Consider the following 26,241-nt stretch of genomic DNA (forward strand, 5'->3'; position numbering starts at 1 on the left):
GACGGATCATTGCAAAGGCACGAAGCCAGTCAGTGGCTGAGTCAGACCCGAACGAGGTACTTATCAGTATCAACGTCGGCGGCTCTTCGTAGAATCTCACTATGCCGCTCACTTCCCGCCGCGCGCGACGCGCCGATGCCAGTGCCGAGAGCTGGGTCTCCCTCCCCGCATCCGCAGATGTGCTCCATGCGCTCGGCGGCGGGCACAGTTTCGAGAGCGCACTGGCCGACATCATCGACAACAGCATCGACGCACGGGCTTCGCGCGTGGGGGTCCGCTTCATCCTCGAGGATGCACGACTCATCGCCGTGCAGATCCGTGATGACGGCACAGGCATGTCGCAGGAGTCGTTGACAGACGCCCTCCGTCTCGGCGGTCGCCGCGACTACAGCAGCACCGATCTCGGGCATTTCGGCATCGGTTTGAAGGCCGCCTCGATGCGTCATGCGAATCGCTTGACTGTGTATACGGCGATCAACGACGACGCCGGCCTGAGCGTTGCCGCGGCTACGCTGGATCCGAGCGACTCACCCGATGGCACGCTCGGCATTCGTGTGCTCGAGCGAAGACGCGCCGAGTTCGGCTATGCCTACGGATATGAATCGGATCCTTCGGAATCCGGAACCATTATCGAATGGACTGAACTGCGCGCGACCTCCGATGCAGCCGCACTGGAAACACGTCAGGAGTGGCTGGACCATCGACTCGAAACGACTCGGGCGTTTCTGGGCCTCGCCTTCCACCGCATGCTCGAAGCCGGCGACCTGCGGATCGAGATCGATGTCTTCGACGCCGCCGGGCTGTTCGCAGGGATCCCACGCAGAGTAGAACCCGTGAATCCGTTCGGCTACCAGCTGAGCGGCCGCACCGGCTATCCGCGAATCCTCAGCGGCAGGCTCCCCGATGAATCCGAAATCTCCGCGGTCTGCCATGTACTGCCTCCGAAGGGCATCGACCGAGGTCTCCCCGGGAAGCGGGAGGACTGGCAGGGAATCTACGTCTATCGAAACGACCGTCTCCTCACAGTGGAGCCCGACTGGATGGGTCTAGCCGTCGCCAAGAGCGAACTCCGACTCGCCCGAATGTCGATCGAGCTCACCGATGAACTGCTCCCCTTCGTGAAGCCGAACCCGGAGAAGAACGGTGTCGAGTTCAATCCGGCATATGCGAACGCGCTGCAGGCATCCGTCGATCCAGTGTCGAACATCGCATTCGAGGACTACCTCGATCACGCCCGGTCGGCCTGGAAGGAGTCGACGAAGCGAACGACGGACAAGCCGCTGACCGAGATCGCGGAAGGATTGCCCGCTCGACTCCTGCAGCAGATCGGCGAATCGTTCGGCTGGCGCACCGGCCATGATCCGGCGTCGATCGTCTGGGAAAAAATCTCGGAGGACGAGGTATTCCGTGTCGATCTCGACCGTCGCATGCTGGTGATGAACTCGACCCACGTCGACCTTCTCGGGGGCGAAGACTCAGCACAGGCGAGCGCGATCTCCATACTCCTGTATCTTCTCGTCGAGTCGAATTTCACCCGATCGTCCCATCTCCGCTCGACCACCCGCGACCACCTCGAGCAGATCGATGATCTGCTTCTCACTGCGCTGTACCCGGCGGTAGGAGGTCGGGCGTCGACCTTCCGGGGCTTTCCAACCGATGCGCTCACGAAACTCCGCGCTGCGCTGACCTCCTCGGTTGTCAGCGTTGCGACCCCCCACTGGGGCCAAGAATCTCAGGATTCTGCAGATATGCGCGACGACCCTGTTGCAACTCCCGCTGGCCATGATGGCAACGCATTCGAGATCACTCTCCTGGTGAACGAAGACGATCCGGAAGGCGCCGAATCCGCAATCGTGCCGGTCCTACCGACCGCCGATGAAGTTCCCGGCGCTGCGACTGAACCATCCGTCTTCACGCAACAGGAGAACTCGACAGTCGCAGTAGGAACCGGGCCCGCGGCCAGACCAGAACGACGACTCGGTCCCTCTGACCCGCTCGATGCCGACGACCTTGCCGCCTTCGAGGCCTACTGCGACGGAGCGGGTATCGGCGAGATCGCCGCCGAGCTCGGACGCGACAAGTCCTCGGTCGCGAGAAGTCTCGCCCTTGCGGTCTTCGGTTCGAAAGCCGTCGATGACGACGCATCGCTCGCCCCATTCCACGGACTGCCGTACACTCCGGACGAACGGGATCGGATAATCGCAGCCTACAGATCCAGTGGCAGCGACTCCGTCGTCGGCATCGCGCGCGATAACGGCCGCACTCCACTGGCTATTGCGTGGCTTCTCCTCGACAGCCCGAAGCGTCCGGTGGCCGTCGACAAGCGCGTCAGGAAGAACGTCAGGCGTCGAGCGGTCGGCTCAGACGCCAACGCCGTCGTTCCCCAAGGCGCCTAGCCTCTGCACGACTCACTGCAAACGCGTTTCCAGCGCTCGCTCGATCAGGTCCGCCGCTTCGCCCGGGTTCATGTGCTCCCAGACTCTGACGACTGCCCACCCTCGTTCCTCGAGCTCGGCGTCGGTCTCCCGATCTCGCTCGATATTGCGGGCGAGCTTCGGTAGCCAGTAGTCGGCGTTCGACTTCGGGTACGTCGCGTGCTCGGGACATCCATGCCAGAAGCATCCGTCGACGAAGACCGCGACCCGTCTGCGCGTGAACACGATGTCCGCGCGCCGGCGTTTTCGCTCCGGCAGCGGCGCGTAGTCGACTCGAAAACGCCGACCACGGCGATGCAGCTCCGAGCGAAGCACGAGCTCCGGCCGCGTGTCCCGTCGCTTGTTGGAGCGCATCGAGCGCGAGGTGCCGGCGGACACCTCGCGCTCGACCGAATCGTTCATCGGCCAATCAGTACTTCTCAATGATCGCGCCGGCCCCGCGTTTTCTGACGGTGAACCCGATGCGTCCCCTCGGTACAGCGGCCTTCGGAAACGCGAGAGAGAACAATGTCGCGATGTCTTCGGGTGCCGCTGGATTCGAAAGCAGTGCGGGGTCGCGGTCGGCATCGCCGGCGGGGTCCGCTGCGAAGGTGAGGAGGAGCGCTCCTCTTGTAGGTGCGCTGAGCGCGACTGCCGCGTCTCCGCCGTAGGCCTCGGTATTACCGGCGATCCGTTCGATCGCGCCGCGCTGCCGGAACGAACTGCCGGAGAACCCCGGGCGATCGACGCGCCGCTTGCGCTCGAGGACGGGGATCTCAACCCCGTCGACCCGGCGAAGCACCGGGTTCTTCCCCAGATAAGGCACCAGCACGGCCCAATCCTTCAACTTCTTCTCGCCGATGAGTTGATTCATCAACTCGACCGTTGGCCCCAAGTCGAACCCTTGAACCCATGCGAATCGCGAAAGACGTTCGGCCATCTCCTCAGCGCTGACAATGGCTATCCGGGCATCGAATTCACGCGTTCGTCGACCCGACGAGTCCGCATACTCGAATTTCTGCAGTGGACCGAGTCGGCCGAGCCAGTCCGCGACTGCTCCGAAGTGGGTGCGATTCCATCTTCCGTCGCCTCGCTCGAGCTGACGCGGGAAGTCCTTCAGACTTCCTCCTTCGCCCATGAGCTTCAGCTCCGCGTTGTACATCTTGTTGGGGCTCGTCGGCTTCAACCACGGCAACTGCTGGAACACCATCGGTGGCACGTCGATGGGGCGCACCCGCGGATCGCCGTTATCATCGAGCCCGTCGAACTCCTCGAGCTGGGCACGGAAGTCCTCTTCGTCCTCGATGATGGCCTGGAACGCTTCGTACAGATCGAAGCGCTTCGGGCCGCGACCGGCGGACGCATTCCGCGCGATGTAGAGCCGTACGAGGTCCTCGTAGCCCTTGCGATAGCCGAACCAGCGTCCCATTTGCATCAGGCTGTCGGCCTGCAGTGCACGTCTCCGATAGTAGGTGACGGTGAGCCCTTCGACGGTGAAGCCCCGGCTGAGCTTCGTACCGCCGACGAGAATCCGCCAGACCCGCTGCGAGTCGAAGTCGACCTGCTCGTACTCGTTGTCCTTGTCCCCGTTCACGATGACGACGGGATTCCGCGCGATCGTGATGAGGTTCAATGCATCGCCGACGAACGGGGCCAGTTCCTCGAAGCGGTCGGGCAGCGGAGCATCCCAGTCTCGAGCTTCGGACACTTCGCGGAAATCGGCTTCGAAGAGATCCCGCATCACAGCGAGTCCCTGCGGCGAGGAGAAGCCCGTACTGTGCCAGATCCGGATGATCCTGTCTGCCAGCTCCCTGTGCTCCGCCTGCTTCACCGATTCGTGTACGAGCATGGTGTGGTGCGTCGCGTTCACCTCGTGCCCTGCAGCCTGACGCCAGAGCTTGATCGCCCCGGTCAGCACGAAGGCCGCGAGAGCCTCTCGGATCTCGACTTCCTCCTCGAAGTCGGTCTCCGCGAGCAGATTCCGTACATACGCCGCCTCATTGGAGTAGCGAGGATCCCGTTTGAACTCCTCATCGAGCGGCTCGAGATCATGGAACTTGCTCCCGCCCATGTACGCCTCCGGCGGAGTAAGACTGAGGATGAAGTCCTTCGGAAAGATGTCCTCGGAGTCGTCGGGAGATACGAACACGTTCGCGAACGGTGTCGCCGTGTACCCGATGTACTGACCGCGCTTGAGCTCACCGAGCAGCTCGGCGATGAGCGCATTGATCGCCGTGCGGTTCCTGTCTTCAGCGGTCGGCGTCCTGGACGGACGAATCGTGTTGACGGAGGCCTGATCCGCCTCGTCATCGATGATGAGCGCCGGGATCTCGTCGAGCCGAGCCTGAGCGTTCCGGAGATCCTGCACGAGCTTCGTGAGCACGTGCTTGTTCTTCTTCACGACGGCGATGCGCACGTCGGTGCCGAAGAGATTGTCCGCGTCCCAGACGGGACGTCGAGGGTTCCTCAGCTCGTTCCCGCTCCGGAAATCGAGAGCGCTGAGGCCCGCGCGCAGGCTCTTGTAGTCGAACCCTTTTCCGGTGAGCCTGCGGATCGCCGGAATGCCTCGCTCCATGCCGAAATCGATGCCGTGCGAGACGAACCTGCCCGCTGCCCAATCGGCATCAGAGTCGCCTGCGTAATCGATATCGGCGATCGCGCTGTAATCGTTCTCGTCCCGGCCCCCCAGGATGTTCTCCTTGCCGATGAGCTCCATATCGAGTCGCCGCTGCGTCTGAGCGCGAAGCAGCTCGACCGTGCCCGTCAGCACGATGATGAGGCGGTACCCCGCATCGATCGCCTTCGCGACGACTCCGGTGAAGTTCGCGGTCTTACCGCTCTGCACATGCCCGACGACGAGGCCCTTCGACTGGTAGGGGGCCTCCGCAGTCGGGTCCGCGAGCCGGGACACCACGTTCGTCGTAGCCGCATCGATAGAGGCGACACCGATCCCACCGACCTTGTTCCGCAGGATCTTCTCGTACTGCTTCCAGTAGAACGAGTGCGCCCGCTGCCGTTCCGGCGTATACCAGGGATCCCACTCCGGATCCTGCAGGAAGACGTCGTGGGTGAGTTTCGGAGGCAGGACCTCATCGATCCGCTGCGATGCGGCCTCCGAGAATCCGAGGGCTTCGAGCACTCGCGCGCGCCGTTCCCTCGTCGCGGGAGCTGTGCCGCCCGCCCATTCCGCGTCGGGCGCGGCATCCCACCTGCTCAGTGCGAGGTGGAACTCGGTGCGCTCCTTCGCGTTCTGATCATCATCCGTCAGGATCGCCACGAGTCCGCTCTCGTCGATGGTCCGTCCCGACCGCTTCAGCGCGTGCTGGACATCGGGAAGAAGAGGCTCGGGGCCGTACTCATCCATTCCACCGAGCGCCTTGACGACGGCCCTCGTGTATTCGTCCTCACGAATCATTGCTGCTCCTCTCGCAAAATCCGGCGATCTCGGTAGGCGGTTCCGATGGTTCGATCCCCGTCACATCGATACGGTAGACCGCACCTACGACAAGCTCGGGACGGCGGACGATAGCGGCGATGCCCTCGTGCGTGATGGCGGGGAAGTCCTCGTCGACGAGGTAGGCCCGCGGTTCGGTGCGCGCCAGATATGCCCTCGTGTAGAGGTCCTCCGCCGTGCGCGGATCCCAGCCGAGCGAGCGCAGCCGCTCATCGAACACGCGCACCGAGCGAACGAGCATCGAGCGGACGCGGTTGACCCGTTTGGGCAGTGTCTCCCCTTCCGCAGCCGTCCCGGCCGCGGTCACCTGCACCGACACCAGGAACATCGCACGACCGGGAGATGGCGCGAGCTGCCCGAGTCCACCGATCACGTGCACTCGAGCCTCGGTGCGCGTGGTCTTCACCTCGGCGTCGTAGCCCGGGAGCACGAAGTCGTGCTCCTCGTTCTCGGGGCCGAGCCATGCGCGCGTCGCGGCCTCCTCCCCGAGCTCCGCGACGAGGTGGGCGAAGAGCCCGAGCTCTCCGAACAGGCCTACCTCCTGCTCATCGCTGAGCTTTCGCCGCTTCGTCAGCAGCTCCTTGAACGTCGCGAGCGATTCGTCGAGCGCGTAGCTCAGTGGTCTGCCGGCCTCGAGCTGGTCGACGACGGACATGATGAGCGAGTACGCCTCGTACGCCATACCGTTGGCGTCGACCGCGAGCTCGGCCCAGACGCCGGCCTCCCCGGGCTCCTCGATGACCTCGAAGGCGAGTCTGCCGTACGCACCGACGTCCGGGTACGAACCGGCGTCGGGCGTACGGAGCACGAGCCGAGAGGCTCGCGGATCGATGATCATCTCGCATCGCGGCGATTCGGAGAGCACATGCCGAGTCTCGGCGCTGGCGCGCATGTAGCGGTCCAGCGTCTCCGGTGTGAAGACCCGGTCCTGTTCAACGCTCATGGCGCGGTTCCTCTCCATATGATCTGCGCTCGAGCTCTTCGTCGAGGGCCTCGTTGATGAGTTCTTCCCAGGCTTGGAGCTCGTTCTTCTCCTTGGCACCGAGCATGCTGCCCTCGAAGTATCGCGAGTAGATCAGCAGGAGCAGCATCTTGAGCAGCGGGAGATCATCGGCATCACCGGTGACCGCACCCAGTGCGCGCCGATGGCGCGTGTTCAACCACAACGTGCGCCGCTCGAGATCGACTTCGACGAGACGGCCGCCGGCCAACGACTTCCACCGCATCTCGACCGGCCCGTGCTCCGACAGCTCGACGGAGGATGAGATGCTCTCCCGCAAGGCAGGGCTGAGTCCGCGCCGCACTTCGGAGAGCGTGACCGGGCGTCGAGCCCTCCTTCTGGATGCCGAAGCCACGACGCCGGCTTCTCCGAGGAAATCACGGAGGCCGACCCCTGTCGATGAGGATGCAGCCCCGATAGCGTTGCGCAGATCGGCGTCGAACTCGACTCCCGATTTCTCGGGGTTGATCGAGACGTGGGGTTCGACCACCGGGGAGAGATCGAGGACGATGCGCACCAAGTCGTAGTCCCTCCCTCCGCGGATCGCACCGTTCCATCCGCCCGCGGCGAGCAGGCGCTCGTTCCGGTAGACGTAGAATCCCTGGGCCCGCCCACCCGGCAGCCCCTCCAGCCTGAACTCGGGTGCGGCTTGCTGAGCTACCGGCCATATATGGGCAGCGAGTTCGAAGCTCCCCTCCGGCAGAGTGCCGACGAGCCTCACCGCCTGCGATGCCCCCCGGTAGCCGAGCGGATCGATGGGCAGCACGGTCCGCGATGCCCCTGGTGCCCCGTACGCGACGTCGAACTCATCGACCGAGATCTTGACGCCACCGCGTGCGATGAGCCGGTGCAGGACGAGCCCGAGGTGAGCGCGCAGCTCTTCCATCGTCTCGTCCAGCCAGGCAGTGAGCTCTGCTGGATCGCTCGATCCGAGGAAGGTGCGCATGCCGGACCATGCCACGACCGTGCCATGCGGAATCGGCTCGCCGGCGAGGAGCGAAACAGGCAGCGCGAGCATCTCCGGCAGCCGAGAGGGATCGAGCATCGCGACCCGTGTCGCCTCGTCGGAATCGATGCGGCGCCCGACCGGCAGTGCCGACCCGAGCGCGAGGCTGTAGACCTCGAGTCTGTCCGCCTGGCTGAGCGATGCCGCCTTCAAGCCGAGCCCGAAGTGCCCGAGATCGCTCTCTCCGTAGTGGCGCCGACCGCCGAAGGTCATGGCCCGATCGATGGTCGCATCGTCCATGCCGCGCCCGTCATCGATGACCCGCAGCCCGACCGGCCTGCCGCGCTCGGTCACGAACCGGATGAACACGTGCTGCGCGCCCGCGTCGATGCTGTTGTCGACGAGGTCGGCGACGGCCGTCGCGAGCGAGTGATGCCGCCCCACCGCTTCGGCGATACTCGGATCCGGCGGTACCGCGCGGGATCCGATCTCGGCGATCTCACCGTCCATCGCAGGCTACCCCTCTGTGAATCGACCAGGTGCGAGTCGGAGCTGTCGTGCGTTCTCCGACACGGTTCGTACCGTGCCGGCATCGAACCCGGTCATCTTGTCAGCCGCCACCGACAATCGGATCTCGAGCACATCTGGATCAGCGGTCTGCAGGTGCACCAGCACCTCGTCGACGAGCTCGATCAGCTGCGCACGGAGATCCTTCCCGGGCAGCAAATCGACTTCTCCCTCGAAGCGGACATCGGGGATGCGCGGGGCTGCCGGGTCGGGAGCAGGTACCGGAGGCAGTCCTGCCGCACCTGCAGCGGACCCCGCGCCGTTCCCCGACGCCGAGGGCAGGTCGCGGCCGGAATCGGTTGCCGGTTGCGCCACCGCGGCCGCACGCTCTCGCGCAAGCTGCTCCTCGGCGAGCCTCGGAGCGACGAGCAGCGTCGAATCGTCGATCGAACCAGCCGAGGCCGCTTCGAACGGAATGCGAAGGCCGATGAAGTCGCCGGTCTCCTCGTCGTAGTCGTCGGCGAGTGCGAAGCCGCGTTCCGACCAGCCCGCGTCGGTCATCACCGAACGGATCGCATCCTCGAGCACGCGGCGATCGCGCAGGCGAGGCATGTAAGGGTACTGCAGGTGGTACTGCCAGAGTTCACCCACGGAGAGATACCCGCGGTTCCAGCGGCTGCGCAGGTGTCCGTTGAACACGAGCCAGAGCGCGAGCGGCGACGTGTTCGTGTAGACCACGTCATCGCGGCCGAGGCGCAGCCCTGCACGCACCGCCAGGCGGCGATCGTCGCCCTCGACCTTCATCGTCGTGAGCGAAGGCGGTTGAGATCCGTCGGTCTGCTCCGGGAACGCGGCCCAGATCCAGGCGGAGGCGAGACGCTGATCGACGACGGCACGGGTCTCGCTCTCGCGTCGACGAGCGTGCTCGGCCTGACTCTGGGTGAGATCGAGATCGCGAACACCGGCGGCGATATCGGCCCAGGCCATATGCGTCCGCAGCGCCTCCTCGACCTCGTTCCAGCGGTTCTGATCCGCGCCGAGCATCACCAGCGTGTTGGCGTTCTGCCGCGCGGCGCTCCCGCGATGGCGGAAGAGTTCATCCGCGAACCGCCAGCCCGGGCTGTCCTTGCCCTTCGCTGCGAAGGCATGGCGCGGGTGGAGCACCACTAAGCGCACCGATTCCGCCTCGGGAACGTCCGAAGTCGCCTTGGGCGCAATGACGGGGTCGGCGAACTCCGGCGCGGTACCGACCGCGTTGCCGAGCAGCGACTCCGCCTTCGCGTACACGTCCTCGATGTCGAGCGCCTGCGCCCGCTCGGTGACCATGCGGTTGACCGAGGGCTGCCTGTCGTACCAGAAGCGAGTGCCCTCGGAGTAGAGGTAGGTCGCCCGGTCGGAGAGCATCTGGAGCGCCGACCCGAAGTTGCCGATGCTGTCGCCGGGCATCGCGACCCCGAGGAAGACGCGCTGACGCTCGATGCCCTTGTGCCCGCTGTCGAGCGTCGCGGCCGACCCGAGGAAGAGCGCTCGGGCGATACGTCGGGTGAGTGCTCGACGCCCGAAGAGCGGGCGCTCCTTGTCGATCAGGAGCGGTGCCGCGTTCTCGCCGTCGATGTCTGTCTCGATGATGCTGCGCCAGGCATCGTCGAGGTAGGCGGTCACCTCGTCGCGCACGGCGGGATCGTCGAGCGGCATCGAGCCCGGCATGATGAGCGGCGCGTCGTCGCCGGATGCGTGGAGCGAGTGCACCACCGCGCTCATCATCCTCAGCACGCCGCGGGTGCGCTGGAATCGTTCGAGCGCGGACCAGTCCGCGTAGAGGCGGTCGAAGAGCTCCGGGTGGATCGGGTACGCCGCGCGAAGCCTCGCCTCGTACTCGACCTGGCGCGTCTCCGGTGGCAGTTCTCCGGTCTGGTTGCGGTAGTAGTCGGCGAAGCGGCGCACCGTCGCGTCGATCTTCCGACGCCCCTCGGCGTCCGGTTCGGTGAAGAGCCGTCGGCGCACGATCTCGAACGACTCCCCGCTCGATGCCGGGGTCCAGTTGTGGGCGACGCGGGAGACGACGTGCTGCAACCGCTGCAGTGCTGCGCGCCCGTTGGCTCCGCCGATCTCGAGATCCGAGCCGGTCGGTGCCGCGACTTCTTCATCGAAGCGCACATCGGAGGCGGGGATCGAGACGAGCAGCAGCGCGCCCGGCACCGACTGCACCGCTGCGGTGAGCTGCTGGGCGAAGGTGAACTGCGTGTCGAACGTTCCACCGACGAGATCGTCGCGGCCATAGAGCCCACGCGCGTAGGCTACCCATTCGTCGATGAGGATCAGCGCCGGCGAGTGGCGGGCGATGAGCGTGCGCAAAGCTTCACCCGGGTTCGTCCCCGTGCGGTCGGCTTCGGCCACGAGAGCGTATCCGTCCGCACCGCCGAGCTGCCAGGCGAGCTCCCCCCACACCGTGTTCAAGACGGTGCCATCGGCCTTCGTGGTGGACTGCCCGGGCGCCATCTCATTGCCGACGATGGCGACCCGCTTCACCGAGCGCGCGACGGTGCCGGCGGACTCCGCTCCGAGCACATCCTGCACCTGCTGGGGATAGTCGTCGAGGGGCTGCCCGCTGAACAGGTGCCATGCCGCGAGCATGGAGTGGGTCTTGCCGCCGCCGAAGGTCGTCTGCAGGTTGATGACGGACTGCGCATTGGGGTCGCCCGAGATGCGTTTGGCGCTCATCGTGAGCAGCGTCTTCAGCCCCTCGGTGAGATAGGTGCGCTGGAAGAACTGGATCGGGTCGCCGTACTCGGGCGACGCCTCGCCCGTCGCCACCTGGTGCAGGTCGGCGGCGAACTCCGCGCGTGCGAAGTCGCCGGCTGCGATGTCGGGATGCGGTGAGAGCACGTCTCGCCAGGGCGTCAGCTCGGCGTCGGCCAGGTCGGGCATCGCGGAGACCGCCGCGCGGGTATCGCGTCGCGTCTCCTCCGCGTACGTGGCTCGTTGGGCATCGGCGCGCATCCGTCGTACCGAGTCGGCCTCCGAGGGTGCACCGATCGCGCGCAGCAGCCTCTCGCAGGTGTCGAGCGCACGATAGGTATCGTCGGCACTGAACGGCCTGGGATCGTGCGCCCACCGGTTGCGCACCTCGCGCATCTCACCTGCGAGATTCTGCTCGCCGCGGGAGAGCCGCTCCCCGAAGGGGAACCCGAGTGCGCCGAGGCGTTCGGTCACCGCGCGCAGTTGGATCTGCACGTCCGCCGGATCGTAGTCGCGCCCATCGCGGCCGTCGCCGTCCTTCGCCTTCAGAATCGCCGTCCAGTCGAGGCCTGCCGGGACATGGGGCTGCAGCACCTCCTCGACGAACGGCTCCAGCGCGGATCCCAGTTGCTCCAGAGCGCGACCCACACGCTCCTTGTTGCTGATCGCCATGGTCAGATCTCCTCGAGCGAGTCGAAGTCGAGTTGGTCGGGCACGTCTGCGGGAGCCGTTTCCCGCTCGGCTGCGCGCGCGGCAGCCCGGATCTCCGGCCAGGATGCGGCGACGTCGTTGAACAGGATCTGGGCCGCGGTGCGCCCCTTCTTCTCGCTGATCTGGTGGAGCAGATAGGAGAGCTGGTGAGCCGCGGCCCCGTCGATGCCGCGAGCCTCGGCCCGCTGCAGGATGCGCCCCGCGACATCGAGACCGCCGCGCTCGTCGTCGAGCGCACGAGCGAGATGCAGCACGACCTCCCACAGACTGATGCGGTCGTCCTTCGCCGGATCGTACCCGTCCGGCAATTGCCCCGGAGCGAGCAGAGCGACTTTGCCGCCGCCGGATCGGAGCGCACCACCGCGTCGCAGCGCATCGATGGAAGCGTTCTTCGCATTGGCGAGCGTTTCGGCCTCTCCGTAGAGCGCTTCGTCGAAGCCATGGCTCTCGAACCAGGCGATGCACCAGCGAGTGTCGGCGTCGAACTCGCCTTCCTGCTCGGAGACGACCTCGTCGAGCACCGCGTTGATCTGCCGCAGCGCCTCGCGCACCGGCATGCTCGACCCGTCGGATTCGATCACCTCGGAGTACTTCGAGTACACGGCCATACCCGGCCCGATGGCGGCCTGCGCGAGGTCGACCGGTGCGACGCTGCCCTGCTGCAGAGCGCGCAATGCCTCTGGCAACGTGGCCCGCAGTTCGGCCGAGAAGCTGCGGCGGTCGATCGGCGGCGCGTCCTCCGGGCGCGGGCGCAGTGCGAGAACGATCGAGGACGCGAGGGCATTGGTACCGCTGGCGATCATGCGGTTGCTCAGTTCCGAACGAACCGGCCATGTTGCCGTGATCGACCAGCCGGCGCGAATCATGCTGCCGAGGATCGTTTCCCAGCCGGTCGAGGCCTGGCCGCTCGCGTCGACCTCGGATTGTTTGAACGCGTAATAGACGGCGATCGGATAATCCTCGTTCGCAGTTTCACGCGCGCGCGTGAACACGTCTTCGAAGCCGTGTTCGAAGAAATCTCGCGCGCCTTCATTGCCGCCGTGCCGATAGGGGTTCGCGACCAATTCTTCGGCCTTGGGCACAAGCATTGTGCCCAGCAGCTTGGGGTGGATCGAACGCAACGACCGGCGCAGCCAAACGTAGAAATAGTCGGAGAGATCCGAGTATCCGATGTTGTCGTAATAGGGAGGATCGGTCGATACGAGTGTGTTTCCATAGCCCCGGGACGCTGCATCAGCAGAATGAACTTCTGCCTGCGTCGTGGCCGGTAGGCGATCAACGACTCGAGTCACCCAGGCAAGGTCTTCTAAGAAGTCTCCGCCAGATCCACCGAAAGGATTCGCCTCGGCAAAGTCCCAAGCCATCGGGATCGCCTGACGTGCGAAAAGTCCCCGCACTGACTCCATTTTCGGACTCGAGTCCCAAGAGCAGATTGACGACAACTTATTCGTGACTCGACTGATGGCCTGCGCGAGGTACGTAGAAACCGCATCGGCGTAGGCGGCAGTGCCGATTCCGCCTTCTTCGAGCCGTTCGCCCTCGGATATGCCTGCGGCGAGCGCGTCGCGCGCCACCTGCTCCCGAGCTTCTCCGACGAGATCGCTGAACGTCGTCAGCGCGGTCAGCTGCCGATTCGTGAAGAGGTCCGTGAACTCGGTCAGACCATACCGCACCACGTTGATTCGTCCGGGCCAATCGAAGAGTTCACCACGAGGTGCATCGTTTGGTGTCGCGCTCAACGCTGCTGACTCTTGCGTTTCAGTCGGTGACAAGTAGATCCGACTGCGCTTCCCTTCCGCAACCACTGCCATCAGCTGCGCGCCGAGACCCGCGATGCGGCTCTGCTCCCTGACGTATTCCAACTTCACTGCGGTTTGACATGAAATACAGGTGGCGCCTTGGCGGCCAACGGTTCCGTCATTGCCGTTGGCAGGGGCGCTTACCCTGTCGTGCCCGATCGAGTACTCGACACGGCCGTCAACGACCGAGGGCACTACATAGGCTTCCTTCCCTTTCTTCTTGCCGAGCCACCAGGAGCGCACGAGCGGCATCTCGATCCCGCAGGCGGGGTTGGGGCAGGGGACGGTGCGTGCCCAGATCCACGCGATGACATTGGCTTCGCTGCCATCGTCGAGCTTCGCCTTCGGGTAGAGGTGTCCGATCCTGCGCTCCGCCTCGTCACGCATCCAGGCGCCGTAGCGGCGCACGTCCTCGGCGAGCCCGGTCGCCTTCGGCCAGCCCGTGCGCTGACCGGCGGCGTCGGGGAAGACGGGCGGGCGATCCGCGAACTTCGGAGGAATCTCGATGAGCGCTTTGTTGATGAGCACGGCGACGGGGTTGAGATCGGAGGCGTGCGCTTCGAGCCCGAGACGCTGGGCCTCGAGCGGAATGGTGCCACCGCCGGCGAAGGGATCGAGAATAGCGGGCGGGTTGCCTCCGGTCGAGCGGTCGATCTCCTTGCGCACCTGTTCGAACAGACGCTCATCGCCGAGGTTGTCCCAGTTCACCATCCGAGTGATGAGATCGAACAGGCGCTCCCGTTCGGCTTCGATGCGCTGGTCGACGAAACCGTCGATGTCGCTCTCGCCACGCTGCTGCGCCTCGTCGCGGAACTCGTCCTCGCGCGCCGAGGGATCGTCCACGAGCTGCGCGAAGAGCACCGCACGAGCCGTCGCCAGGGGCCGGCGTGCCCACCAGAGGTGAAGGGTCGAGGGATGCCCATGACGGATCGACTTCTCCCGCGCCGACTGCGCATTGATCGCGTCGAGCGGTAGAGCTACTTCGATCAGCTTTTTCTTCGCCATCCCACTCCGCGTTCATTCTCGAAAGCTCGGCAATGCTCCCTGATCTGACATTCCCGATAGTTGAAATCGAGTCTATCCGTCACCTCCGACAACGCTGTGCCCGGACCTCGACCTCAAACTTCCTCCCCGAGTGATCAATGATCATGTCGGCGGTCGGCAGTACAATGTCCGGCTCCGCCGGCGCGCCGCCTACCGATGTCGGTCGTCTGCTCTACGCTCTGGAACCGTGGCAGAGAGTAAAATACGCGTCCTCGACCTTTTCGCCGGCGCCGGCGGTTTGACCGCAGGATTTCACGCTGCATCCAAGAGATTCCGAACTGTTGCGGCAGTGGAAATGGACGCTGCAGCGGCAGCCTCGTTCGAAGCCACGTTCGGGAAAGGGATCGTCTACACGGGTCCGATTCAAGACTGGTTGGCCTCCGATCGCGTGCCCGATTCGGTTGACATCGTGGTCGGTGGACCACCGTGTCAGGGATTCTCTCTCCTGGGGAAACGGGACGAGAACGATGAACGCAACAAGCTCTGGCAGCAGTATGCGGAAACCCTCGTGCGGGTGAAGCCGAAGTACTTCGTCGTCGAGAACGTTGCCGCATTCTTCAAGTCTCCGCAGTTCGAGCTTTTCAAGGCGCAGTTCGAACAAGGAGAAAAACTTGCAGATTACGCCTTCGACCCGATGGTTCTGAACGCCGCGGACTTCGGTGCAGCACAAGCCCGCAAGCGAGCAGTCCTCATCGGCTATCGCAAAGAACTCGGTTCACCGGGTGCACCGATCCGCACGCATTCGCCTGACGGCTCCGACGGCACGAAACGGTATGCGACTGTCGGAGCCAAGCTCAGAGACGTGCCGAAGACCCCCGATCGAGATGATCTGTTTCTCGAGAAGACTCACAAGAGGAACGGCGCGACATTCCCAGGCGCCTTCTCGCCGCGCGATCTCCACTGGAGTCGGCGCTATGAAGAACAGTCCCTTCAACGCTTCCAGGCGATACCTCGCAGAGGAAATCGCTTCGATCTGCCCGACGACCTCAAGGCCGAGTGCTGGAAGGACCATACGTCCGGCTCCGGCGACGTGATGGGGCGCTTGTGGTCGAGTCGCCCTTCGGTCACCATCCGAACCGAGTTCTTCAAACCCGAGAAGGGCCGCTATCTCCACCCCACGGAGCACCGAGCGATCACCCATTACGAGGCCGCTCTCCTCCAGGGGTTTCGCGGCAGCCACCGCTTCGTAGGTTCGAAGTCTGCGATCGCCCGCCAGATCGGCAACGCTGTGCCGATACCACTCGGTCGGGCAATCGCAGCGCAATTGCTTCCGCACTTATAGCATGAAGCACGGCAATCGAATCAGCCGTGTGCAGATTGCCTCTGGTTCCAGATGCAGCGACCTTCTGAGGGGCGAAATCCGTCGGGCAGAGCTTTGAACTCGCCTCGTGGGTCGTCATGCTTCGACTGGAACTCGCGCAATGCGCGAACGTCGATGCTGCCGACAAGCACGTGGTCATGGGAACCGCCACTGACTTTCAAGATGTCCCGTTTCCATTCGTCCTTGTAGGGCGCCCGAATGCGACTGTCCCCGTGCACCCTGTTGTTGGCCTGAATCATATAGGCGTGCATATCGAATGCAGACGACTCGATGATCGACGAGAAGGTCTTGAGATCCTGATTCCATTCCGGAACGACGAGTGCATCGATACGCCCGCGAAGATGCGCCCGATACTCGAGATTCGTGAGTTCGCTGCAGATCAGAACCGCCAGCAGCATCCCTCGATGCTCGAGGATGGGGGGTTTGCCCCATCGACAGGCGGGCTCGAGAACCAATTGATTCTCCGCCAAGAGGTTGCGTTCCTCGCCACGGGAGGAACGCTGCTTGTCCTGTATATACATCACCGCGCTTCGAAAGCCCCACGCGCTGTGCGCGAAATTCGCCCAGGCTTGATTGGTGACCGCCTTCTCGGTACGCAAGCTTCGGCCGTATTCGACACCTGCTATCAAGCTGACACCGCTTGCCTGGAGCTTGAAAGCGACTCTCGAATACCACTCCCGCGGAACGGAAAGCTCAGGGCATACCATGATGTCGATCTGCTCCGAATGACTGATGACAGAGTTCGCGAGCCTGCAGAGCGAGCGATATCTCGCAAGGCTGAGATCCGGTGCATCATGAGCCGCGGCTGAGAGCTGATCACGTGTTGTACGTATCGCAGCGAGAGCAATGGCCGCACGGTTGTCCAGATCCTCCTCCGATGTTGAACGAGGTACGCGAACGACCGCGACAGGTTCCGAGGACTCGTCGACCGACGCCTCCACCATCCTGATCGGAGCCTCGTCATCGACGGAGTAGCCGCGAAGAAGACGGACACCCGCGATAAAGCTCTGCCAGTCGCTTTCCGAACCTTTCACTGTGCTCTGCGCAGAAGAATCCGAAGCCGCATCGCACCGAGCGATCGCACGCGTCACTGCAAGCAGCTCGCCCGCGCTCATCGGCCTTGTCGGATATTGGAATCCTCCGGCTTTGCGAAGGATCTCCGCCGCATCGCGATTCGTGCTCCCATCTCCACCGTTCCGCTGCCCGGTTTCCTTGGATGCACATCGATCGGCGATGAAGACCACGAGATTCTCGAAGTCGCTTTGAAGAGCACTCGGCATACCGGGGCTGCTCAGAACTCCTTCGAGCTCCGAGAACCGAGGAATAGGCGACTGGCGCCATTCGTGCGGAAGCAGAAGAGCTCTGAGTGGAGTGGATGCGAGATCCGACGCGAAGAGTGCCGCATAGTGCTCGTGGGCCGATCTCAAGCCTTCGAAGATCTTCTCCGATAGCCCGGCTTCGCGATTCGCCTCCTCGATTCTCAGAATCTCATTCTCTGACAGCGGCACACCGGCGGAGCGACGTATCGCGGTGACCATTGCCATCTCAAGACCGCCGGCCCACTCGTCGACCGCAGCGCCGACAAGTGCTTCAGCCACCGGCACGCCATTGACCTGCACCTCGAGTTCTTTCAGCGCACGGATAGTTCGCAGGCTCCTTCCTAGGGCCACCAGTTGAATCCGAAGCCCTTCCCAATCGCGAGTTTGCACTGCGATCTGCAAGAGCCTGGGCACATATCGCTCGAATTCGAAGAGCTTTTCGAGGTCGAAGATCTGATCCGAAACCACCTTCAGGAACTCACTACGATGATCCCGCCAAGCATCGGGTGGAACATCTTTTGCAAGAGCTTCGTAGTCCCGCAGCGTGAGAGCGAACCGAGCACGTGAGGCTGCAAGTGTGTGCACAGAGCGCAGCCCATCGGCTGCCTCGCCGTCGGATCCCGCGGCGGTGACAACAGTTCGCTTCACATCTTGAGCGCTAGCCGGAATCTCCGGTAAGGCTCTCCATTCACTCGTCCGCTCTCGCGCGGCTTGCTCTATCGAGTTGATCAGCAGTATTCCGGCTTCTCCCTCGAGAAAGATGCAGCGCGTCTTGTCGGCTGAGAACTTCAACGGTGATTCGTTGCTGAATGGGGGTCCGTAGCAGATACTTATGATCTTGTCCGGGTCCTCGCCCTCGAAATCGAGTTCGAGCTTCTCACCCGCCAATTCGAATCGCTTCTCGATCCAACGCCAGACATCGACACCACTCGACATTTCCTCGGTCTTGCGTACCACGAGCACAAGATCGTCCACGTAGCGTCCGTAGAACAGGGGGTTGAGCTCATTTCTGACCACTCGATCGAACTTCGACAACGCCAGGTTCGCGACGAGACCGCTCGCGGGCAGCCCGATCGGGAGGCCCACCGGTATTTCTTCTTCACCCGGCCGGTTCCAGTCTCCGAGATCGGCTTTCACCGCGTCACGCCACCCGAGCAACGCCGTCGCGAAGATGCTGTTGAGTCGCGACTCCGCCCGCGTCATTCGCGACTCGAGTTGCGGTTCGAGAAAGTCCGGATCCAGCAGGAGGCCCGCGTCCAACGAGGGGAAGAAGCTCTGAAAGTCAGCAGTCACCGCCACCAACGATTCGCCACGATCCAGCGACTCCGAAATGGTCCGGTAGCCTTGCCGCTGCCATCTCCTGTACTGGTGGATGTACGATTTGAAGCTTCCAGGCGAGTGCCAGTTGTATTCATTCCGCTTATCTCGACGGAGCCTGTCGCCGAATGAAGAGGAAATCGAGTCGGTGTTGCGCTCTTCGGACTCCAGATTCTTGGGAACAATACCGAGCGCTGCCTCGAGTTTCGACCCGACTGCGCCGATCCAGAGTGCGGCCAGAATATGCATGTCGATCGAGCAGCGCGAAAGAATCCTGAAATGAGCCGTTGCACCGGCCGATCGACACTTCTGGGATCCGTCAGCGTAGAACGACACGAACCCCGTCCGAACCTCGTCGCTCGGTCGAGTCTCCGGTTCGCGAGCTGACCCGTCCGCCCGGCCTTTCGCATCGAACCGCTTGGCGATGAGCGTGAATTCGCCGACGAACTCCTTCGACGCAGCCCACGCCCAATCTTCGGATTCCCCGTTGAGCGAGCGCAGCAGCTTCTCGGCAAGGCTCCGAATGTTGGGCTCGAGCTTTGCCTCATAAGCGACGAGGTCGGCGCTTCTGATGTCGTTCGAGTAGTAGAGGTCGACCTTGGCCTTGCGATAGGCGAGCTTCAAGGCGTTCTCGAGCGATTCCACGTCCTGGAGTGCATCCAGCTCGATTGTCCGACTCATTCGACGTGCCCCTCGATATGGATGGCCTCGGTGGCACTCACCGAACTGCTCATTCGACCGGCCTCGGTCAAGTTCCAGATACCCTTGCTCCGGCCGTCTATCTTCTGCAGATAGCCCTCATTCCGGAGGAGCTGCGCTGCCCACCGCAAGTCGTACTGCCACGTATAGAAGAGGTCTCCGGCAGCCCGAAGTTCACCTTCGTGAACCGCCCAGATGCGTTCCGCAATTCGCACATGATGCGCGGAGCCACCAAGCTCCGAAAGTGCCTCCACCAACCACTGCTTCAATACTTCCTTGCCCACCATATGAGCATCTTGTCAGATTCTTGGGCGTCGAATGCGTCGACTCCCTACAGGCTGATCGAAGTGCTGATTCTCGCTGCGTCGAGTGGGTCTGGTCGAACACCATACCTCTACGAGATGCCCCACAGGTCGGGGACATCGATTCGAGGCCCCTTGCGAGACGCTGCTACGCTCGCACTATGGCTGGGGACGACGTGATGAAAGCTCTCCGCGCGTTCGTCGCCGAACGCGATTGGGGCCAGTTCCATTCCCCCGAGAACCTAGCGAAATCCGTGGCGATCGAAGCAGGAGAACTGCTCGAGTGCTTCCAGTGGTCGCCGGATACCGACGTCTCCCGAGCCCGCGATGAACTCGCGGACGTACTGACCTATTGTCTGCTCCTCGCAGACCGTCTGGGGGTCGATCCGAACGCACTCGTCCTGGAGAAGCTCGAGCAGACGCGAGCGAAGTATCCAGTCGAGCGAGCCTACGGCAGAAGCACGAAGTATGACCAGTTCTGAGCGCACTCGCATCGAGCTCCTGGATTTCGAACGAAGTGCGGTCGAGAACTGGAGAGATCGGAGGGGTCGTCACCACGATTGGCCCGTCGTGTATCTGATCGACAATTCGACGCAGATCTACGTCGGCGAGACGACCCGTGCTCGGGTTCGTCTGGGTCAGCATTTGAACAACCCGGAAAAATCCGGGCTCAGGCAGGTTCGCGTCATCATCGATGAGGAGTTCAACAAGTCCGCCTGCCTCGACCTCGAATCGCGACTCATCGCCTGGCTGCACGCCGACACGCAATTCACGCCGATCAATAGGAACGACGGCCAGCAGAACTCGAACTACTTCGAACGAGAATCGCGATACCAGGCGATCTTCGACGAGGTCTTCGATCGTCTCCGAACTGCCGGCTACTTCAGTCGCAGCGTGCCCGAGATCGAGAACCTCAACCTCTACAAGCTCTCACCCTTCAAAGCGTTGAACGACGAACAGCTCGTCGCCGTCGACCGGATCGTCGAGGGCCTGTTCGCAGATCTTGAAACCGGCACTCCGAGCACGAGCGTGGTGCAGGGCGGCCCCGGAACCGGGAAGACGATCGTCGCCATCTATCTGCTCAAGCTTCTGCGAGACATTCAAACGGCCACCGAAGACCCGGAGCCCGAGGACGACGGCAGGTTCAACGACTATTTCCAGAGCGGCTATCGGGAAATGCTCAGCCGCGTCAACATCGGGTTCATCGTGCCGCAGCAATCGCTTCGCAAAACGATTGGGAAGGTATTCAAACGCACACCCGGATTGAACAAGGTCCAGGTGCTCAGCCCCTATACCCTGGCCGGCTCGGAGGAGCATTGGGATCTACTGATCGTCGACGAGACCCATCGACTGACGCATCGTGGATCAGGCACCACGAGGGGCATCTTCAATCAACGCAACTCCCAGCTCTTCGGCGACCAGGCCGCATCGCGGACTGCGGTGGACTGGGTCATCACGAAGAGCGATCATCAGGTGTTCCTGATCGACGGCGACCAGAGCGTGCGCCCCGCAGACGTGCCCTCGCATGTGATCAAGGGTCTGCAGCGGCGCGCCTCCGACGCCGGCAGATACTATTCTCTGGAGTCGCAGATGCGGGTATCCGCCGGTGATGACTATCTGGAGTTCGCGCAAAGGCTGCTGACCGAACAGCCAGTCGAAGCGAAGGTACCTCCTTCGTACGATCTCGCATTTTTCGACGACCTCGGCGCCATGCGTGCTGAGGTTCTCGAGAAGGAGGCGTCTCACGGGCTCTCCCGTCTGGTCGCCGGCTACGCGTGGCAATGGGCGAGCAAAGGAAAGAGCGGCGACGAGGCACCGCACGACATCGAGTTGGATGGCGTGAGTCTTCGATGGAACAGAACCGCCACTGATTGGATCGCGTCCGACAGCTCTATCGCGGAAGTCGGCAGCGTGCACACCGTGCAAGGGTACGACCTGAACTACGCCGGCGTGATCATCGGCCCGGACATCGTCTGGGATGAGGAATCCCAGACTATTCAGGCCGTTCGAAAGAACCACTTCGACCGAGAAGTTCGCAGCACGAAGGACGAAGAAGAGCTGCTCGAATACGTCCGAAACGCCTACTATGTGCTACTGACCCGCGGAATGCTCGGTACATATATCTACGTCTGCGACCCGGCGCTCCGAGAGCGAGTGCGGAAGATGATCGACCGCACCCGCATCTGATCGACTGTCAGCGGTCGGACGCGTGCTGGGATATTCCTTAGAGCGGCGACCAGCATTGGTGCGACGACTCATATCTCGCAGTCGTCGGTAGTGAACGCCAGAAGCGGTCTCAGCGGGAAACGATCATGTTTCCGGCAAACGGTCCCATCGAGCCCCGGCCACCCGCGCTATCCCGCGATACGCCCTCCGGTGCACCCCACCCACTCAATAATGGTGATTGATGCAGTCCTCGAAGTTCGGAGCTTCGCCGGTGCACAGAAGGATTTCCACGGGAGGCTGCGCCGGCGTCCATCTGAGTGCGAGGCTCCCGTCGAAGATGCCGAGAAGCAGCTTGATGAGCACGACGCTCACTCCTCCGAATAATTACGAGGGTGCGGCGCCGGCGCGCACCGGCCTATGATCCAGGCATGACCACCCACTTCTACACCGCCACAAGCCTCGACGGGTTCATCGCGACCACCGAGCACTCGCTCGAGTGGCTCTTCGCGCAGGACTTCGACATGGAGGGCCCGATGGCCTACCCGGCGTTCGTCGACGGGATCGGCGCGCTCGTGATGGGCGCCTCCACCTACGAGTGGCTGCTGCGCAGCGGCGAGCCCTGGGGCTACACTCAGCCGACGTGGGTGCTCACCCACCGGGAGCTCCACATCCCGAAGGGCGCCGACATCCGGCTGACGCAGGCCGGCATCGTGCAGGTGCACGAAGAGATGACCGCGGCGGCAGGCGGCAAGGATCTCTGGATCGCGGGCGGCGGAGGCGTCGCCGCCGAGTTCGCCGCGGCCGGACTGCTCGACGAGGTGTGGATCCAGTACGCGCCGGTCATGCTCGGCGCAGGGCAGCCCCTCTTCACCGGGCGGCTCGATCTCGAACTCGTAGACTCGGCCCGCAACCGGGACTTCCTCTGCGGCCGCTACCGCGTGCGACGCGCGTCCACGGGCGAAGCACCGGCCACCCGACTACTCGACGAGAGCTGAAACCGACGCGCGGCCACGGCTGCGCCGCCGCCCGATCGCGACGACAGCAGCGGCCAGGCCGATGATCGCAACGGCGATGCCGAAGACGTAGGCTGCGACTCCGAAATATCCGCCTTGCAGGTGCGGGTCGAGGAAGGGGTAAGGGTACCACCAGGGCTCCTCTGTCCTCGGGCTGGTGACGAGCGGGCCCCGGATCAGCGTGTAGGCGACCCAGAGGATCGGGAAGATCAGCACCTCGAGCACGGCCGACCAGCGCAGGGCCGCGCGCCCCGGCGCCCAGAGCAGATCGACCAGCATGAACAGCGGCCCGACGACGTGAAGCACCTCGTTCGACCACGGCACCGTGGCCCCCTGGTCGAGAGGGATGCTCCGTAGGAGAACGTTGTAGACGATCCCGGTCAGGATCATGTAGCTCGTCGCGCTCGCCAGCGCGAGCGTCAGCCAGCGGGGCTCGCCGCCCCGGCGATCGGCCCCGGTGAAGGCGCGCAGCGCAGCCACGATCAGCACCAGCATCGCGAGCACATTCGACAGGATCGTGAAGAAGCTGAAGAAGTTCACAATCGTTGTCGGCAGATCGGATCCGCCTGCCACCGCGCGAGCGAACGTCGTCGACGCCTGCTGCCAGACGGCGGCCAGAATCAGCAGGCCGCAGAGCAGCCGCAGGATCGGCCAGACCCGCTCGCGGAGCCCCGGGCCTGGCACGTCGGCAGCTGCAGTGGCATCGGCAGTGTCGTCGGAGCTCTCCATCTTCGGCACAGCTCAAGTATGCCCTGCCGCCTCGTGCGTGACCGATCCATGCCATGGCACTGATTCACCGTATTAAAACAAACGATCTTCATTTACTTTATCAGCGTGAACACCAACACCATCCATTCCACGCCAACCACGCACCGACCCGAGCCGTTCTCCGCGCGTCGATCCGCCCGCCGCTCCGCACGCCTGCCCGCCCTTCTCGCGGCACGCCTCGCGTTTACCATCGCGCACGCCCCGGCGTCAACCAAGGGCGGAATCGGCCTGCTGCTCGTCCTCATCGCGTCGAGCAGCGTGCAAGTCTCGGCCGCCTTCTCCCGCACGCTCTTCGACCACCTCGACCCGTTCGGCGTCAGCGGCCTGCGCTTCGCCATCGCCGCCACCCTGATGCTGAGCGTCGTCCGCCCACGCCTCCGCGGTCGCAGCCGCGCCGACTGGACGATGATCCTGCTCTACGGCACGTCGATCGCGGCCATGAACATCTGCATGTATCGCGCGCTCGTCCACCTCCCGCTCGGCGTCGCCATCACACTCGAATTCCTGGGGCCGTTCGCCGTCGCGATCCTCGCCTCCCGCAGACCCCGCCAGGCGGCCTACGCGGTGCTCGGGCTGATCGGCGTCGTGGTCATCGCCCGCCCCTCCGCCGACCTCGACCTCCTCGGGCTGCTCTTCGGCGGTCTCGCCGCGGTCTCGCTCGCCGGCTACGTCGTCGTGGCCGAGCGGATCGTGCCCTTCGGCGGCGGCGCCTCCGAGCTAGCACTCGCCATCGGCCTCGCCGCGATCCTCGCCTCCCCCTTCGCGATCGCCGCCGTGCCGTCGCTGCGCTGGAGCGACGCACCGATCCTCGGCGCCTCGGCGCTGCTGGGCGTGATCCTCGCCTTCACCGCCGACTTCCTCGCGGTCAGGATCGTCGGCGCCCGGACCGTCGCGATCCTGCTCTCCCTCGACCCCGTGCTCGCCGCGATCATCGGCGCCGTCGCCCTCGGCGAGCATCTCGACGCCCTCACCGTCACCGGCATGGTGTGCGTCGCCATCGCCGGCGGCCTCTCGGCCTTCGCGACCGGGCGCACCGAGCCTGCGACGGCGACCCCTCAGCGGGAGGCCAGGCGCCGCTCCAGCGCAACGATGAGCGCCTCCACCGCGAACTCGAACACCGCATCGGCGCGCTCCCGCCCCTTCGGGTTCGCCCGTAGCGACTCCCCGAGCGCATCGTCGGCGAGCTCCGCCTCGATCGGGTACACCCGCTCGGGCGCGCCGAGGTCGAGCGCTCCCCCGGCAGAGAGCAGGTCGATCGCACCGATCACCCGGTAGACCTCCTCCGCGGTGAACCCGGCGTCTCGCAGCACCTCGGCAAAGGCGACCACCGAGGCGAGCGGCTCCTCGGCCGCGACCTGCGAGATCATGAGATCCGCCGCGAGCCACGGATACTGCCCGATCGAATCGCGATCGTGGTAGGCGACGTGCCGCAGCGCCTCCTGCCACGGCCACGACCGGTCGATCTTGGGGCCGCGCTCCACGTGGATCGTCTCGCGCATCAGCTCCAGCACCTCGTCGAGGCCGCTCACGTGGTTGTAGAGCGAGGGCGACGTCACACCCAGATGCTTGGCAAGCTGCGCGAGCGTGAACTTGCCGCGATCGTCGGCGATCTCCAGCGCGGCACGTGCGATGCGCTCTCGATTGAGGATCGCGACCTTCGGTCGTCCCATCAGCGGTGTCCTTCCCGTGTCTGCCGCGGGCCGTCCGGCCCGCGGTCTCCCGGCCGTCCCGGCTCGCATCGCGTGCTCTGCTGCCCCTGCCGACCCTGTTGCCCCTGCCGTCGAGCCCACCACGCGCCGAGTTCGAAGCGCGAGCGCACGCCGATCCGCCGCATGAGCGCCGAGAACTCGCGTTGCAGCGTCCGCGCGGAGCAGCCGAGCGCCCGGGCGACCTCGTCATCGCTCAGGCCCAGTGCTCGGAGCGCGAGACCGTCGTCGACCAGGCTACCGGCGGTGGCGGTCGCCGTGTCGGCGCCGGTGGCGGTGGTGTCCTGGCCGGTGTCGTCGATGCCGGGCGCCTCTGTGTGGGATACCTCTGCGCCGGAGGTTCCCGCGTCCGATGCTCCACCGCCGAGCGGATAGGGTTGCGCCGCATCCCACTCGCTCGCGAAGACGGCGTGCAGGGCCGCGACGACCGGCGGCGCCTCCACGAGGACGAGGCTCGAGAGCGGACGGAGCGCGGCATCGCTCGAAACGGCCGCCTGCCCGGACCTGCCCACCGCGAGCCAGCACGGCGGTGCGGCGGAAAGCCGGATCCGATCCCCTGCCGCACGCAGCCCATCGAGCACCGGCACGAGCGCAGGGTCTGCGAGCGACCGCGCATCGACCAGGATCTGCGAGCCGGCGAGCCGTGCCTCCGCAGCGCCCGCGGGGCCGGTATCGAGGCCGAGGTCGGTGCCGGCGCCGCGCAACTCCTCCCGCACCTGCGAGAGATCGGGCACGATGATCCCGAGCTCCACTCCGTCGCCGGCACGACCATCGTCTCCGCGCTCCGATCCGCCTCCGACCTCCGTCATCCGATCCCAGAGCGTGCCGGCGTCGCCGACCACGACGCGCATCGCGATCGACCGGCCGTCGAACGGCGGCGAGGATCGTGCGGCGAGCGCAGAAGCGGCAAGCACAGAAGTAGCAAGCACAGGCGGCTTCGAACCCGCTCCGGCCCCGGATCCGGCCGCCAGCCCCGCGAACAGCTCCCGCCAGCGGCCGAGGCGCTCGCGCGAGAT

General features: G+C 64.4%; 16 protein-coding genes and 1 pseudogene. 6 read left to right on the forward strand and 11 right to left on the reverse strand.

The annotated features are described in order from the left end of the window. Window positions 1–179: 179 nt before the first annotated feature. A complete protein-coding gene (locus tag ACFPZL_RS01735) occupies window positions 180–2,396 on the forward strand; it encodes an ATP-binding protein (RefSeq protein ID WP_382334610.1) in 2,217 nt (738 codons plus the stop codon). Window positions 2,397–2,408: 12 nt separating this feature from the next. On the opposite strand, the gene ACFPZL_RS01740 is transcribed toward ACFPZL_RS01735, so the two are convergent. Genes ACFPZL_RS01740 through ACFPZL_RS01765 form a run of 6 tightly spaced genes read right to left on the reverse strand, consistent with a single transcriptional unit; the run spans window position 2,409 to window position 14,575 of the window. Next, window positions 2,409–2,837: a very short patch repair endonuclease gene (locus tag ACFPZL_RS01740; protein WP_218115680.1), complete on the reverse strand. Its 429-nt coding sequence runs from the start codon at window positions 2,835–2,837 to the stop codon at window positions 2,409–2,411. Window positions 2,838–2,844: 7 nt separating this feature from the next. Then, entirely contained in the window at window positions 2,845–5,829 is a 2,985-nt protein-coding gene (locus ACFPZL_RS01745) for a Z1 domain-containing protein (protein ID WP_218115677.1), read from the reverse strand. After that, window positions 5,819–6,811 carry a PD-(D/E)XK motif protein gene (locus ACFPZL_RS01750; RefSeq protein WP_218115676.1) on the reverse strand — a complete coding sequence of 331 codons (993 nt, stop codon included), beginning with the start codon at window positions 6,809–6,811 and terminating at the stop codon, window positions 5,819–5,821. Before ACFPZL_RS01750 ends, ACFPZL_RS01745 begins: the two co-directional genes overlap by 11 nt. Continuing rightward, on the reverse strand, window positions 6,801–8,324 hold the full coding sequence (locus tag ACFPZL_RS01755) for an ATP-binding protein (protein ID WP_218115674.1): 1,524 nt from the start codon (window positions 8,322–8,324) through the stop codon (window positions 6,801–6,803). Before ACFPZL_RS01755 ends, ACFPZL_RS01750 begins: the two co-directional genes overlap by 11 nt. A gap of 6 nt (window positions 8,325–8,330) precedes the next feature. Further along, the gene (locus tag ACFPZL_RS01760; protein ID WP_218115672.1) at window positions 8,331–11,732 is read right to left on the reverse strand and encodes a Swt1 family HEPN domain-containing protein; all 3,402 of its coding nucleotides are present in this window, start codon (window positions 11,730–11,732) and stop codon (window positions 8,331–8,333) included. Between the two features lie 2 nt (window positions 11,733–11,734). Then, window positions 11,735–14,575, reverse strand: a complete 2,841-nt coding sequence (locus ACFPZL_RS01765) for a DUF1156 domain-containing protein (RefSeq protein WP_218115670.1) — start codon at window positions 14,573–14,575, stop codon at window positions 11,735–11,737. Between the two features lie 226 nt (window positions 14,576–14,801). Here ACFPZL_RS01765 and ACFPZL_RS01770 point away from each other — a divergent pair, with 226 nt between their 5' ends. Then, complete coding sequence (locus ACFPZL_RS01770) at window positions 14,802–15,896, forward strand: DNA cytosine methyltransferase (protein WP_218115668.1); 1,095 nt, start codon at window positions 14,802–14,804, stop codon at window positions 15,894–15,896. Between the two features lie 20 nt (window positions 15,897–15,916). On the opposite strand, the gene ACFPZL_RS01775 is transcribed toward ACFPZL_RS01770, so the two are convergent. Then, window positions 15,917–19,252, reverse strand: coding sequence for an RNA-directed DNA polymerase (locus tag ACFPZL_RS01775; protein WP_218115666.1), 3,336 nt, complete (start codon window positions 19,250–19,252; stop codon window positions 15,917–15,919). After that, on the reverse strand, window positions 19,249–19,557 hold the full coding sequence (locus ACFPZL_RS01780; protein ID WP_218115665.1) for a winged helix-turn-helix domain-containing protein: 309 nt from the start codon (window positions 19,555–19,557) through the stop codon (window positions 19,249–19,251). The genes ACFPZL_RS01775 and ACFPZL_RS01780 overlap by 4 nt, the downstream gene beginning before the upstream one ends. Before the next feature lie 176 nt (window positions 19,558–19,733). Between ACFPZL_RS01780 and ACFPZL_RS01785 the strand changes: the two genes are divergently transcribed. Further along, window positions 19,734–20,054 carry a nucleotide pyrophosphohydrolase gene (locus ACFPZL_RS01785; protein WP_218115663.1) on the forward strand — a complete coding sequence of 107 codons (321 nt, stop codon included), beginning with the start codon at window positions 19,734–19,736 and terminating at the stop codon, window positions 20,052–20,054. 88 nt (window positions 20,055–20,142) lie between these two features. After that, window positions 20,143–21,759, forward strand: a complete 1,617-nt coding sequence (locus tag ACFPZL_RS01790) for a DNA/RNA helicase domain-containing protein (RefSeq protein WP_382332355.1) — start codon at window positions 20,143–20,145, stop codon at window positions 21,757–21,759. A 204-nt stretch (window positions 21,760–21,963) separates the two neighbouring features. Here the strand turns inward: ACFPZL_RS01790 and ACFPZL_RS01795 are convergent, their stop codons facing one another. Continuing rightward, a complete protein-coding gene (locus tag ACFPZL_RS01795; protein WP_218115659.1) occupies window positions 21,964–22,101 on the reverse strand; it encodes a hypothetical protein in 138 nt (45 codons plus the stop codon). A gap of 65 nt (window positions 22,102–22,166) precedes the next feature. Here ACFPZL_RS01795 and ACFPZL_RS01800 point away from each other — a divergent pair, with 65 nt between their 5' ends. Beyond that, complete coding sequence (locus ACFPZL_RS01800; RefSeq protein ID WP_218115657.1) at window positions 22,167–22,733, forward strand: dihydrofolate reductase family protein; 567 nt, start codon at window positions 22,167–22,169, stop codon at window positions 22,731–22,733. Here ACFPZL_RS01800 and ACFPZL_RS01805 read toward each other — a convergent pair. Next, complete coding sequence (locus tag ACFPZL_RS01805) at window positions 22,716–23,480, reverse strand: Pr6Pr family membrane protein (RefSeq protein WP_218115689.1); 765 nt, start codon at window positions 23,478–23,480, stop codon at window positions 22,716–22,718. The two genes, ACFPZL_RS01800 and ACFPZL_RS01805, sit on opposite strands and share 18 nt — an antisense overlap. A gap of 105 nt (window positions 23,481–23,585) precedes the next feature. On the opposite strand from ACFPZL_RS01805, the gene ACFPZL_RS01810 reads away from it, so the two are divergent. Continuing rightward, window positions 23,586–24,794: an EamA family transporter gene (locus tag ACFPZL_RS01810; RefSeq protein WP_382334614.1), complete on the forward strand. Its 1,209-nt coding sequence runs from the start codon at window positions 23,586–23,588 to the stop codon at window positions 24,792–24,794. A 394-nt stretch (window positions 24,795–25,188) separates the two neighbouring features. On the opposite strand, the pseudogene ACFPZL_RS01815 reads toward ACFPZL_RS01810, so the two are convergent. Then, window positions 25,189–26,241, reverse strand: a pseudogene (locus ACFPZL_RS01815) (hypothetical protein); the annotation flags it as partial.

It is taken from the genome of Leucobacter soli (assembly GCF_042659205.1).
Lineage (GTDB): Bacteria > Actinomycetota > Actinomycetes > Actinomycetales > Microbacteriaceae > Leucobacter > Leucobacter soli.